The 12373-nt window shown below is 70.4% G+C and carries 10 protein-coding genes; 9 read left to right on the top strand and 1 reads right to left on the bottom strand.

Going from position 1 to position 12373, the window contains the following annotated elements; translation table 11 throughout:
• The first annotated feature begins 197 nt into the window (after positions 1-197).
• The 4 genes from ACTJKJ_RS22010 to mmsB all read left to right on the top strand — a co-directional run bounded on the left by ACTJKJ_RS22010 (position 198) and on the right by mmsB (position 4310).
• Positions 198-1178 carry an IS110 family transposase gene (locus ACTJKJ_RS22010; protein WP_440819474.1) on the top strand — a complete coding sequence of 327 codons (981 nt, stop codon included), beginning with the start codon at positions 198-200 and terminating at the stop codon, positions 1176-1178.
• A 103-nt stretch (positions 1179-1281) separates the two neighbouring features.
• Positions 1282-2085 carry an enoyl-CoA hydratase gene (locus ACTJKJ_RS22005; RefSeq protein ID WP_440822057.1) on the top strand — a complete coding sequence of 268 codons (804 nt, stop codon included), beginning with the start codon at positions 1282-1284 and terminating at the stop codon, positions 2083-2085.
• 10 nt (positions 2086-2095) lie between these two features.
• Positions 2096-3238, top strand: a complete 1143-nt coding sequence (locus ACTJKJ_RS22000) for an enoyl-CoA hydratase/isomerase family protein (protein WP_440822055.1) — start codon at positions 2096-2098, stop codon at positions 3236-3238.
• A 124-nt stretch (positions 3239-3362) separates the two neighbouring features.
• Positions 3363-4310, top strand: a complete 948-nt coding sequence (gene mmsB / locus ACTJKJ_RS21995; protein WP_297382063.1) for a 3-hydroxyisobutyrate dehydrogenase — start codon at positions 3363-3365, stop codon at positions 4308-4310.
• Positions 4311-4322: 12 nt separating this feature from the next.
• Here mmsB and ACTJKJ_RS21990 read toward each other — a convergent pair whose 3' ends face one another.
• Complete coding sequence (locus ACTJKJ_RS21990) at positions 4323-5741, bottom strand: short-chain fatty acyl-CoA regulator family protein (protein WP_297381730.1); 1419 nt, start codon at positions 5739-5741, stop codon at positions 4323-4325.
• A 105-nt stretch (positions 5742-5846) separates the two neighbouring features.
• Between ACTJKJ_RS21990 and ACTJKJ_RS21985 the strand changes: the two genes are divergently transcribed.
• Genes ACTJKJ_RS21985 through ACTJKJ_RS21965 form a run of 5 tightly spaced genes read left to right on the top strand, consistent with a single transcriptional unit; the run spans position 5847 to position 12304 of the window.
• The gene (locus ACTJKJ_RS21985; protein WP_321170187.1) at positions 5847-6353 is read left to right on the top strand and encodes an acyl-CoA thioesterase; all 507 of its coding nucleotides are present in this window, start codon (positions 5847-5849) and stop codon (positions 6351-6353) included.
• Positions 6350-7504 (top strand): bifunctional 2-methylcitrate synthase/citrate synthase, encoded by a 1155-nt coding sequence (prpC, locus tag ACTJKJ_RS21980; protein ID WP_440822052.1) that lies wholly within the window; start codon positions 6350-6352, stop codon positions 7502-7504. Before ACTJKJ_RS21985 ends, prpC begins: the two co-directional genes overlap by 4 nt.
• A complete protein-coding gene (gene acnD / locus ACTJKJ_RS21975) occupies positions 7501-10203 on the top strand; it encodes a Fe/S-dependent 2-methylisocitrate dehydratase AcnD (protein ID WP_440822050.1) in 2703 nt (900 codons plus the stop codon). The genes prpC and acnD overlap by 4 nt, the downstream gene beginning before the upstream one ends.
• Positions 10200-11444 carry a 2-methylaconitate cis-trans isomerase PrpF gene (gene prpF, locus ACTJKJ_RS21970; protein WP_440822048.1) on the top strand — a complete coding sequence of 415 codons (1245 nt, stop codon included), beginning with the start codon at positions 10200-10202 and terminating at the stop codon, positions 11442-11444. Before acnD ends, prpF begins: the two co-directional genes overlap by 4 nt.
• Positions 11441-12304, top strand: coding sequence for an isocitrate lyase/PEP mutase family protein (locus tag ACTJKJ_RS21965; RefSeq protein ID WP_440822046.1), 864 nt, complete (start codon positions 11441-11443; stop codon positions 12302-12304). Before prpF ends, ACTJKJ_RS21965 begins: the two co-directional genes overlap by 4 nt.
• Positions 12305-12373 lie beyond the last annotated feature (69 nt).

The raw sequence follows: 12373 nt of genomic DNA, 5'->3' as shown, positions 1-12373 counted from the left end.
CCCTTGTATCTTTCGTTTTGAGAGTACACACAGGTTTGTTTTGGCAGTTGTCCACAGCCCGTCTGCCCTCTGGGATACCTAGCCCGTGGGAGAGCATTTGGCGTGGACGACTGGCCGTCTGTTGAGCAAGCCCGAACAGTTGCTGGACGGCCGACATGCACTGGCGTGCTCGGACCTCGAATTTGCAAGGATGGGAAATGGCAGGCGCACCTGAACTGATTTTTGTTGGTATCGATGTTTCCAAAGCCACGCTTGAGGTGGCCTTGAATGACAGGGACAAGACGCAGACCTTCAGCAACGATGAGCCCGGTTTGAAGTCGCTGTTGGCGATGCTCACTGAGATGCGCGAGCGCGTGGGAGTCGTTCTGCTGGAAGCCACCGGTGGGCTGGAGCAGCCGGCGGCGGCGATGCTGTGCGCGCATGGTTTGGCCGTCATGGTGATCAATCCGCGCCAGGCGCATGACTTCGCCAAAGCGATGGGCTACCTGGCCAAGACGGACCGCACGGACGCGAAGATGCTGTCGCAGTTTGCGCGCACGCTGCATGCCAGCGACCGGCGCGAGCGACTGCTCTACAAACTGCCCACGGACGCGCAGGAGACACTGCTAGCCATGGTGACGCGGCGCAGTCAGCTCGTGGCCATGCGGGTGGCTGAGCACAACCGATTGGCGAGCATGCACGCGTCGCAGCGCAAGAGCATTCGCACCATTCTGAAGATGCTGGACCACCAAATCGGAAAGATCGATGACGATGCGGGCGGCTTCCTGAAGGAGCACTTCAAGGACAAGCTGGAGTTGCTCAAAGGGCTCAAGGGAGTGGGGCCAGGCACACAAGCGATGCTGATGGCTGCGCTGCCCGAACTCGGCCAACTCAAGCGACGCGAGATCGCCAAACTCGTGGGTGTGGCGCCGTTGAACAACGACAGCGGCACATTCAAGGGTCGGCGCTCCACCTGGGGTGGACGGGCCAATGTCCGTTCGGCGCTGTACATGGCTTCGCTCAGCGCTGTGCGTTATGACCCTGTCCTCAGGAGCTTCTACGAACGACTGGTGCAAGCGGGCAAGCCTAAGAAGGTGGCGCTGACCGCCTGCATGCACAAGCTGCTCACCATCATCAACGCCGTCATCAAGTCCGGCACCGCTTGGCAGCCCTCTTATCCACAGCCCGCGCTAGCCTGATTAGCGCTTGACTTGGAACACAGTTGCTCTCCCGCTTGCGGGAGAGGGCAGGGGTGAGGGCCAGCGGCCGTCGCCAATCACATTTCTTCTTCCATTCATCACCATGCCCCTCTCAACCGAAAGCGACATTCAATACGTCGGCCTGCGCCTGGAGCACCGCGGCCACACCGCGATCGTCACGCTGACGAACCCGCCCGCCCACACCTGGACCGCGGACAGCCTCGCGGCGTTGACGCGCCTGGTGGCCGATCTCAACGCCGATCCTGAGATCCGCGCGCTCGTCATCACGGGCGAGGGCGAGAAGTTCTTCAGCGCCGGCGCAGACCTGAAGCTCTTCGCCGACGGCGACAAAGGCACCGCCGCGACGATGGCTTGCCGCTTCGGCGAAGCCTTCGAAGCGCTGGCCGGTTTCCGTGGCGTGAGCATCGCGGCCCTCAATGGCTACGCGATGGGCGGCGGCCTCGAATGCGCGCTGGCCTGCGACCTTCGCATCGCCGAGCCGCATGCGCTGATGGCGCTGCCCGAGGCGACCGTGGGCCTGTTGCCCTGCGCGGGCGGCACGCAGTGGCTGAGCTGGACGGTTGGCGAGGCCTGGGCCAAGCGCGTGGTGCTGCTGGGCGAGCGTGTCGACGCCGAGACGGCGCTGCGCATCGGGCTGGTGGATGAACTGGCGCCCAAGGGCGGGGCTCTAGCGCTCGCGCTGCAATGGGCCGAGCGCGCGCAGGGTCAGAGCCCGACCAGCGTCGCCGCGTGCAAGCGGCTGATCCAGGGCGCGCGCACGGCGCCGCCGAGATCGCAGCTGGCGGCGGAGCGGGAAGCCTTTGTCGCGCTGTTCGATTCGGAAGACCAGCGCGAAGGCGTGCAGGCCTTCCTCGGCAAGCGCAAGCCGCAATGGCGCAACGCGTGAGGAGGGCACGATGACTTCTTCGATGAAAGGCGTGGACGACGCGCCGGTGCGTTTCGGCACGCTGGTGACGGCGTCCGGACACCGCTTCGGCCACGCGACGCTGAACGCGCCGGACAGCCTCAACGCGTTGACGCTGACGCTGGTCGACGCGCTGCAGGCGCAACTGGACCAGTGGGCCGAGGATCCCCGCATCGCTGGCGTGATCCTCGATGGCAGCGGTGAGAAGGCGTTCTGCGCGGGCGGCGACGTCGTCGGCCTGTACCGCGCGATGCGCGAAGCCGGCGCCGGCCGCGTGCCGAAGGACGCGGCGGACTTCTTCGAGCGCGAATACCGCCTCGATCACGCGATCCATCGCTATCCGAAGCCGCTGCTCGTGTGGGGCCACGGCATCGTGATGGGCGGCGGCATCGGTCTGATGGCGGGCGCGTCGCACCGCGTGGTGACGCCGCGCAGCCGGCTCGCCATGCCGGAAATCACGTTGGGGCTGTATCCCGACGTGGGCGGGAGTTGGTTCCTGTCGCGCCTTCCGGGCCGCGTGGGTCTGTTCCTCGCGCTGACCGGCGCGCCGCTGAACGCGGCCGATGCGCTGTGGGCCGGACTCGCGGATCGGGCGGCTCGCGCGGAGGATCGCGGCGCGCTGCTGGAGGCCATTGCCCGCACGCGCTGGACCGGCGAGCGCGCCAGCGACGCCGAAACGCTCGACGACCTGCTGCGCGCCTTGCCCGCGGCGGAGCTGGCGCCATCGCCGCTGGCGGCGCATCGCGATCGCATTGACGCGTTGATCGGTCCCCACGACGGGCTGACGACGATCGCGCCCCGCCTGCGCTCGCTCGCGGGCGACGCCGATCCGTGGCTGGCCGCGGCCGGCGCGGCCTTCCTCAAGGGATCGCCGACCTCGGCCGCGCTGGCGCTGTCGCTGCAGCGGCGCTTGCGGCACGCGTCGCTGGCGGAGGTGCTGCGCCTCGAGTACCAGGCCTCGGTGGGCTGCTGCGTGCATCCGGACTTCGCCGAGGGCGTGCGCGCGCTGCTGATCGACAAGGACAAGTCGCCGCGCTGGCAGCCGGCGGCGATCGACGAGACCGGCGAGGCGCGCGTCGAAGCGCTGCTCGCGCCGCGCTTCGACGGGCCGCATCCACTCGCCGATCTGCGCTGACCCTTCACCGATTTCGAGGAGCCACGCGATGAGCAACACGACGAACAGCACAACAGGCAACCCGACGAACAGCGCCGCGAACGGTGTGACGAGCAACGCTATGAGCAGCGCGATGAGCAGCGCGATGAGCAGCACGACGAGCAGCACGACGAGCAGCACGAACGCGGTGGAGGAGCGCATCGCCTTCATCGGCCTGGGCCACATGGGCGGGCCGATGGCGATGAATCTCGCGAAGGCGGGATACGCCGTCACCGCATTCGACGTGAGCCCAGCCGCGCTGGAGCGCGCCGGCCAGGCGGGGGTGATGGCGGCGCCATCGGCCGCCGCGGCGGTGGAGGGCGCGACGGTGGTGATCTCGATGCTGCCGGCGAGCCGGCATGTCGAGGCGCTCTACCTCGGCGAGGGCGGGCTGCTGTCGCATCTGGCCGCGGGCACGTTGGTCATCGACTGCAGCACCATCGCACCGGCGAGCGCGCAGCGCGTGTCGCTGGCCGCGGAGACGCGCGGCGTCGCGATGCTCGATGCGCCGGTGTCGGGCGGCACGGCGGGCGCGGCGGCCGGCACGCTGACCTTCATCGTCGGCGGCGAGGCGCAGGCGCTCGAGCGCGCGCGGCCGGTGCTGGGCGCGATGGGAAAGAACGTCTTCCACATGGGCGGCGCGGGCGCCGGGCAGGTGGCCAAGCTGTGCAACAACATGGCGTTGGGCGTGATCATGGCGGTCACCGGCGAGGCGCTGGCGCTGGGCGTGTCGCACGGACTCGATCCGCAGGCCCTGTCCGCGATGATGGCCGTCAGCACCGGCAGGAGCTGGGCGACCGAGGTCTGCAATCCGTGGCCCGGCGTGAAGCCGGAAGCGCCCGCCTCACGCGGCTACGCGGGCGGTTTCGGGAATGACTTGATGCTCAAGGACCTCGGCCTGGCGGTGGAGGCGGCGCTGCAGGTCGGCGCCGCGGTGCCGCTCGGCGAGCTGGCGCGCAATCTGTACGCGCTCAACAGCCGGGCAGGGCGGGGCAGGCTGGATTTCTCGAGCGTGCAGCAGCTCGTGGCGGGGGATGGCGGGCCGCTGGGGTGAGATCGCGCGCGCTCACCTCGTCCCATACGGTTCCGCCGTGCGTTCGTTCTCATCGATGCGCAGATGCTTTCCGAGCGCCGGGAAGGCCCGCTGCGCGCAGCCCTCGCGCTCGCACAGCTTGCAGCCGGGACCGATCGGCGTGGCGCTGTCCGGATCGCCCAGGTCCAGCCCCTTCGCATAGACCAGCTGCTCCGCGTGCCGCAGGTCGCAGCCCAGGCCGATCGCGAACTCGCGCGCCGGTGATCCGTAGCCGCCGGTGGCGCGCACCTCGCAGTGCGCGATCCAGAGATAGCTGCGCCCGTCGGGCATCCGCGCCACCTGCGTGAGCACGCGGCCCGGCTGGCCGAAGGCCTCGTACACGTTCCACAGCGGGCAGGTGCCGCCGCTGCGTGAGAAGTGGAAGTCCGTCGCCGACTGCCGCTTCGAGATGTTCCCCGCCCGGTCCACCCGCACGAAGAAGAAGGGCACGCCACGCGCCTCGCGGCGCTGCAGCGTCGACAGGCGGTGGCACACGGTCTCGAAGCTCACGCCGAAGCGCTTGGCCAGCAATGCGATGTCGTGCCGCAGCGCTTGCGCCGCCGACAGGAACGCGCGGTACGGCAGCACCACCGCGCCGGCGAAGTAGCTCGCCAGCCCGATGCGCGCCAGCGCTGCGGCCTCCGGGCTGAAGCTGGCGGAGGCGATGAGCCGGTCCATCTCCGCGCCGCATTCCAGGTACGCCAGTTGCGTGGCGAGCTGGAACGCGCGCTGGCCCGGCGACAGCGATTCCGACAGCAGCAGCAGGCGCTGCGCCGGCTCGTAGCGCCGCAGGCGCTCGTCCGCGACGAGTTGCACCTGGATGCGATGCGCGGTGATCAGGTGCGCTTCCAGCCGCTGTGCCAGGTCTTGCTGCGAGAGCGGCGTGATGCCCGCCTCATCGCCGCCAAGGCCGGTCGCCAGCGCCTCCGCCGCGCGGTCCAGCGCGTCCATGTGGTTGTGATGCGCATAGAAGAAGTCGCGCACCTCCTCGTGCGGTCCCGGACCCGCCGCGAGCGGCGCGCCACGCTCGCCGCCACCGAGGTTGCTCACGCGTTGCTCCGCGCCGCGCGCCCGGCCGTGCAGCCGCAGTATCAGCTGCGCCATGCCCGGCATCTGCTGCACCAGCGTGCGCAGCTCCGACTCGGGCACGCCGCCCGGCACCGGCGTCTCCGCGACGATCTCGTGCAGCTGCGCGAAGAGCCGCGCCTCGTCGTCCTCGGAGAAGAACTGCAGGTCGATGCCCAGCGCCGACTGCAGCCGCAGCAGTACCGCGACGCTCAACGGACGCTCATTGTTCTCGAGCTGGTTCACGTAGCTGGGCGAGAGCTTCAGCGCCTGCGCCAGCGCGGCCTGAGTCAGGCCGCGCTGCTCGCGCAGGGTCTTGAGCTTCACGCCGAGGAAGGTCTTGCGCATAGGCTCCCATAGTGTTTGCAAGATTCGCAATTTCTGCGAATCGACTTCGCATTTCATTGCCAATTCAGCCATTGAGCGTCGCCGGCCGCGCTGCAAAGATTGCGAATGACGCGACTATCCCATGCCCCCATGGACTGGATCAAGGCCCTGGCCGCCACGCCGCTCAACGAGCTCACCCGCAGCGAGCTCGTGCTGCCCCATCAATCGAATCACTACGGCACGCTGTTCGGGCCCGAGGCGCTGGCGCTGCTCGGCCGCACCGCGTACCTCGCCGCCGCGCGCTTCAGCCAGCAACCGGTGGTGATGGCCGCGGCGCGTGGCGTCGAGTTCCTCGCGCCCATCGGCATCGGCGCGCTGCTGCACCTGCATGCGCGCGTCTCCCGGCTCGGACGGACGTCGATGACGGTGGACGTGCGCGCGGCGCTCGATGCCGCGCCGGGCCTGCAGCCCCGCGAAGTGCTGCGCGCCAGCTTCGAGATGGTCGCCGTCGACCCGCACGGCCGTCCCGTGCCCATCGAGCCGCGCGAACCGCGCGCGGCGCTGCCCCAGGCGCGGTCCGCGATTGCCCAGGATTCACAGGATTCCAAGGATTCCCAGGAGGAGACCCCATGACCGACACCCTCGCCCCGGCGTTCAAGCCGAAGAAATCGGTGGCCCTGTCCGGCGTCGCGGCCGGCACCACCGCGCTGTGCACCGTCGGCCGCAGCGGCAACGACCTGCACTACCGCGGCTACGACATCGTCGATCTGGCCCAGGCCTGCGAGTTCGAGGAAGTCGCCCACCTGCTGGTGCATGGCAAGCTGCCCAACGCCGCCGAGCTGCGCGCCTACAAGGCCAAGCTCAAGGCGCTGCGCGGCCTGCCGGCCAGCGTCAAGGAGGCGCTGGAGCGCCTGCCCGCCGGCGCGCATCCGATGGATGTGATGCGCACCGGCGTGTCCGCGCTGGGCTGCGTGCTGCCGGAGAAGGACGACCACCCCCTGCCCGGCGCGCGCGACATCGCCGACCGGCTGATGGCCTCGCTGGGCTCGATGCTGCTGTACTGGTTCCACTGGGCGACGCAGGGGCGCCGCATCGAGGTCGAGACCGACGACGAGTCCATCGGCGCGCATTTCCTGCACCTGCTGCACGGCCGCCGGCCCGATGCCGGCTGGGAGCGCGCGATGCACACCTCGCTGATCCTGTACGCGGAGCATGAGTTCAACGCCTCGACCTTCGCCGCGCGCGTCATCGCCGGCACGGGCAGCGACCTGTACTCGGCCGTGGCGGGCGCGATCGGCGCGCTCCGCGGACCCAAGCATGGCGGCGCCAACGAGGTGGCCTTCGAGGTGCAGAAGCGCTACGACTCGCCGGATGAGGCCGAGGCCGACATCCGTCGCCGTGTCGAGGCGCGCGAGGTCGTCATCGGCTTCGGCCATCCGGTCTACACGATCAGCGATCCGCGCAACGAGATCATCAAGCAGGTGGCGCGGCGACTCTCGGTCGAGGCAGGCACGACCAAGATGTTCGACATCGCCGAGCGCCTCGAGCGCGTGATGTGGGAGGTCAAGCGCATGTTCCCCAACCTCGACTGGTTCAGCGCGGTGAGCTATCACCTGATGGGCGTGCCGACGGCGATGTTCACGCCGCTGTTCGTGATCGCGCGCACCAGCGGCTGGGCCGCCCATGTGATCGAGCAGCGGCAGGACAACAAGATCATCCGTCCCAGCGCCGTCTACACCGGCCCCGAGGACCAGGCCTTCGTGCCGCTGGCGGCGCGTCAATGAGACTCGCACCCGCTGCCACGATCACCGCCGCCGCGCCCGTCAATGCCGCCTGGCGTCGCCCGCTGCCCGGCACCGACCTGGACTGGTTCGATGCCCGCGCCGCCATCGAGGCGCTGCGCCCCGCCACCTGGGCCCGCATGCCTTACACGGCGCGCGTGCATGCCGAGAACCTGGTGCGCCGCTGCAATCCGGCGCTGCTCGACGCCTGCCTGCTGCAGCTGGCCGACGGCCTGGGCGAGCGCGACTTCCCCTGGTATCCCGCGCGCGTCGTCTGCCACGACATCCTGGGGCAGACCGCGCTGGTGGACCTGGCCGGCCTGCGCGACGCGATCGCGGCGCGCGGCGGCGATCCGTCGCGGGTCAATCCGGTGGTGCCGGTGCAGCTGGTCGTCGACCACTCGCTGGCCGTCGAGTGCGGGGGCGACGATCCCGGCGCCTTCGACAAGAACCGTGCCATCGAGGACCGCCGCAACGAGGACCGCTTCCACTTCATCGACTGGTGCCGGCGCGCGTTCCGCAACGTCGAAGTGATCCCGCCGGGGAACGGGATCATGCATCAGATCAACCTGGAGCGGATGTCGCCGGTCGTGCAGGTGGAGCGCGACGCGCGCGGCGGCATCGCCTATCCCGACACCTGCGTCGGCACCGACAGCCACACGCCGCATGTCGACGCGCTGGGCGTGATCGCCGTTGGCGTCGGCGGACTGGAGGCGGAGAGCGTGATGCTGGGTCGCGCCTCGTGGATGCGCCTGCCGGAGATCGTCGGCGTCGAGCTCACCGGGCGGCGCCGGCCCGGCATCACCGCCACCGACCTGGTGCTGGCGCTGACCGAGTTCCTGCGTCGCGAGAAGGTCGTCGGCGCCTACCTCGAATGCTTCGGCGACGGCGTCGCCGGGCTGACGCTGGGCGACCGCGCGACGATCGCCAACATGGCGCCCGAATACGGCGCGACCGCCGCGCTGTTCGCGATCGACGAGCAGACGCTGGCCTACCTGCGCCTGACCGGCCGCGCCGAGGACCAGGTGCGCCTGGTCGAGACCTATGCCAAGGCGGCGGGCCTTTGGTCCGGCGTGGGCGGCACGCTGGACGACGTGGCCTACCGGCGTGTGCTGCGCTTCGACATCGGCGCGGTCGAGCGCGCGCTGGCCGGCCCGTCGAACCCGCATCGCCGCCTGCCGACCGCGATGCTGCGCGAGCGCGGCATCGCGGCGCCCTGGGTGGACGAACCCGGTCGACTGCCCGACGGGGCGGTGATCATCGCGGCCATCACCAGCTGCACCAACACCAGCAACCCGCGCAACGTCATCGCCGCCGGGCTGCTCGCGCGCAACGCGCGGCGGCTGGGGCTGGTCCGCAAGCCCTGGGTCAAGACCTCGCTGGCGCCCGGCTCGCGCGCGGTGACGCTCTACCTGGAGGAGGCGGACCTGCTGGCGGACCTCGAAGCGCTGGGCTTCGGCGTCGTGGCCTATGCCTGCACCTCGTGCAACGGCATGTCGGGCGCGCTGGATCCGGCGATCGAGCGGGAGATCGGCGAGCGCGACCTCTATGCGACCGCGGTGCTGTCTGGCAATCGCAACTTCGACGGCCGTATCCATCCGCGCGCCCGGCAGGCCTTCCTGGCCTCGCCGCCGCTGGTGGTGGCCTACGCGCTGGCGGGCACGATCCGCTTCGACATCGAGCGCGACGTGCTGGGCGTCGTCGACGGGCGCGAGATCCGCCTGCAGGACCTGTGGCCGGACGACGAGGAGATCGACGCGCTGGTGCGCCGCTGCGTGAAGCCGTCGCAGTTCCGGCGCGTCTACGACCCGATGTTCCCGATCGCGCCGGTCGCGACCGAAGCCAACAAGGTGGCCGGGGCGGCCGGGGCGACAGCGCCGCTCTACGACTGGCGCCCCCGCTCGACCTACATCCGGCGGCCGCCGTACTGGGAGGGTGCGCTGGCGGGCGCGCGCACGCTGCGCGGCCTGCGCGCGCTGGCGGTGCTGCCCGACAACATCACCACCGACCACCTGTCGCCGTCCAATGCGATCGAGGTCGACTCGGCGGCTGGCGAATACCTCGCGCGCATGGGCGTGCCAGTGGAGGACTTCAATGCCTACGCGACCCACCGCGGCGATCACCTGACGGCGCAGCGGGCCACCTTCGCCAACCCGACGCTGTGCAACGAGATGGTCCGCGACGCGTCGGGCGAGGTCATCCCGGGCTCGCTGGCGCGGCTGGAGCCCGACGGCACCGTGATGCGGATGTGGGAGGCGATCGAGACCTACCTGGCGCGCCGCCAGCCGCTGATCGTGATCGCCGGCGCGGACTACGGCCAGGGCTCGTCGCGGGACTGGGCCGCGAAGGGCGTGCGGCTGGCCGGCGTGGAGGCGATCGTGGCCGAGGGCTTCGAGCGCATTCACCGCACCAACCTCATCGGCATGGGCGTGCTGCCGCTGGAGTTCCTGCCCGGGACGACGCGGCGCACGCTGGGGATCGACGGTTCGGAGCGCTTCGACGTGCTGGGCGTGCCGGCGCCGCGCGCGGTGATCACGCTGGTGCTGCATCGCCGTGACGGCGTTCGCACCGAAGTGCCGGTACGCTGCCGGATCGACACCGCCGAGGAGTTGTCGATCCACCAGGCGGGCGGGGTGCTGCAGCGCTTCGCCCAGGATTTCCTCGCGGCCGCGACGCCGCCAATGCGCCACGCAACGACATGAGCTTTCCACCTGCCTTGAAGATCCCCGCCGTCTACCTGCGGGGCGGCACCTCCAAGGGCGTGTTCTTCCGGCTGGAAGACCTGCCCGCCGATTGCCGGCGCCCGGGCGCCGCGCGCGACCGGCTGCTGCTGCGGGTGATCGGCAGCCCCGATCCCTACGGCAAGCAGATCGACGGCCTGGGCGGCGCGAGCTCCAGCACCAGCAAGGTGGTGATCGTGTCGCGCAGCGCGCGGCCCGGCCATGACGTGGACTACCTCTTCGGCCAGGTGGCGATCGACCGGGCGCTGGTGGACTGGTCCGGCAACTGCGGCAACCTGTCGGCGGCCGTCGGGCCTTTCGCCATCGAGGCCGGGCTGGTCGACGCGGCGGCGCTGCCGCGCGACGGGCGGGCGACGGTCCGCATCTGGCAGGCCAACATCGGCAAGACCATCGTGGCGCAGGTGCCCATGCAGGACGGGCAGGTGCTGGAGCGCGGCGACTTCGAACTCGACGGCGTGACCTTCCCGGGCGCGGAGATCGAGCTGGCGTTCCTGGATCCGGGCGATGACGGCGGCGATGAGGGCGCCAATGCGGGCGAGGGCGGCGGCGCGCTGTTCCCGACCGGTCAGGTCGTCGACGAACTGGCGCTGCCCGAGGCGCTCGTGCCGGGCGGCCGGCTGCGCGCGACGCTGATCAACGCGGGCATCCCGACCGCCTTCGTGGAGGCCAGGGCGCTGGGCTACGAGGGCACCGAGCTGCAGGACGCGATCAACGGCGATGCGGCGGCGCTCGCGCGGCTGGAGACGATTCGCGCGCATGCGGCGCTGCGCATGGGCCTGATCCGGACGCTCGAGGAGGCCAGGACCCGCCAGCACACGCCGAAGCTGGTTTTCGTCGCGCCGCCGGCGGCTTATCGCGCCTCGAGCGGCAAGGCCGTCGCGGCCGGCGACATCGACCTGCTGGTGCGGGCGCTCTCGATGGGCAAGCTGCACCACGCGATGATGGGCACCGCGGCCGTGGCGATCGGCGCCGCGGCGGCCATTCCCGGCACGCTGGTCTGCGAAGCCGCTGGCGGCGCGCCGCGCGCGGCGGTGCGCTTCGGTCATCCGTCTGGCACGCTGCGCGTGGGCGCGGAGGCGGTGCTCGACGGCGGCCAATGGCGCGTCACGCGCGCGGTGATGAGCCGCAGCGCCCGCATCCTGATGGAGGGCGCCGTGCGCGTGCCTGCCGAGTCTCTGATCGACACGAAAGAACTCCCATGACATCGACCCGCAAGACGCTGCGCGCGCTGGTGGAGGCGCGCCGCGGCGTGCTGGTGCCCGGCGCCTTCAATGCCTTGTCGGCGAAGGTGATCGAGGACCTCGGCTTCGAGGCCCTCTACATCACCGGTGCCGGCGTGACCAACATGTGGTTCGGGTTGCCGGACCAGGGCTTCATGGGCCTGGCCGAGATCGCCGACCACACGGCCCGCATCCGCGACGCGGTGGCGCTGCCGCTGATCGTCGATGCCGACACCGGCTTCGGCAACGCGCTCAACGTGCGGCATGCCGTGCGCACGCTGGAGCGGGCCGGTGCCGACTGCATCCAGCTCGAGGACCAGGTCGCGCCCAAGCGCTGCGGTCACTTCAGCGGCAAGGAGGTGATCCCGACCGAGGAGGCGGTGGGCAAGATCAAGGCGGCGGTCGACGCGCGACGCGACCCGGACCTGATGATCATGGCCCGCACAGACGCCTGCGCGACCTTGGGCTTCGAGGCCGCGGTGGAACGTGCGCTGCGCTTCGCCGAGGCCGGCGCGGACCTGCTGTTCGTGGAGGCGGTGACCACGCCGGAGGAGATCCGCGCGCTGCCGGGGCGCCTGCCGGTGCCGCAGCTGATGAACATGGTGATCGGCGGCAGGACGCCGATCACCGATGCGCAGGCGCTGCAGTCGCTCGGCTACGGCGTCGTGCTCTACGCCAACGCGGCGCTGCAGGGCGCGGTGGCGGGCATGCAGAAGGCGCTCGGCGTGCTGAAGGCGCAGCGCCGGATCGACGAAGACCCGGCGCTGGTCGCGCCCTTCGCGGAGCGCCAGCGGCTGGTGGGCAAGCCCGGGTGGGATGAATTGGAGAAGAGGTACAGCTGAGGGGGCTGGCTGCCAAAGCGCGCATGGACAGCCAGCTCATCGCTGGCGCCCATGCCGCATGGAGGGCCC

Source organism: Roseateles sp. 22389 (assembly GCF_052044995.1).
Classification (GTDB): Bacteria; Pseudomonadota; Gammaproteobacteria; order Burkholderiales; family Burkholderiaceae_C; genus Roseateles.
The sequence above is the reverse complement of the archived record's forward strand: the minus strand, read 5'-3'. Positions and strand labels throughout refer to the sequence as shown.

Excerpts from the sequence above, each read along its gene's own strand:
- ACTJKJ_RS22010 (WP_440819474.1), top strand. The coding sequence starts at position 198 with ATGGCAGGCGCACCTGAACTGATTTTTGTTGGTATCGATGTTTCCAAA.
- ACTJKJ_RS22005 (WP_440822057.1), top strand. The coding sequence starts at position 1,282 with ATGCCCCTCTCAACCGAAAGCGACATTCAATACGTCGGCCTGCGCCTG.
- ACTJKJ_RS22000 (WP_440822055.1), top strand. The coding sequence starts at position 2,096 with ATGACTTCTTCGATGAAAGGCGTGGACGACGCGCCGGTGCGTTTCGGC.
- mmsB (WP_297382063.1), top strand. The coding sequence starts at position 3,363 with ATGAGCAGCACGACGAGCAGCACGACGAGCAGCACGAACGCGGTGGAG.
- ACTJKJ_RS21990 (WP_297381730.1), bottom strand. The coding sequence starts at position 5,741 with ATGCGCAAGACCTTCCTCGGCGTGAAGCTCAAGACCCTGCGCGAGCAG.
- ACTJKJ_RS21985 (WP_321170187.1), top strand. The coding sequence starts at position 5,847 with ATGACGCGACTATCCCATGCCCCCATGGACTGGATCAAGGCCCTGGCC.
- prpC (WP_440822052.1), top strand. The coding sequence starts at position 6,350 with ATGACCGACACCCTCGCCCCGGCGTTCAAGCCGAAGAAATCGGTGGCC.
- acnD (WP_440822050.1), top strand. The coding sequence starts at position 7,501 with ATGAGACTCGCACCCGCTGCCACGATCACCGCCGCCGCGCCCGTCAAT.
- prpF (WP_440822048.1), top strand. The coding sequence starts at position 10,200 with ATGAGCTTTCCACCTGCCTTGAAGATCCCCGCCGTCTACCTGCGGGGC.
- ACTJKJ_RS21965 (WP_440822046.1), top strand. The coding sequence starts at position 11,441 with ATGACATCGACCCGCAAGACGCTGCGCGCGCTGGTGGAGGCGCGCCGC.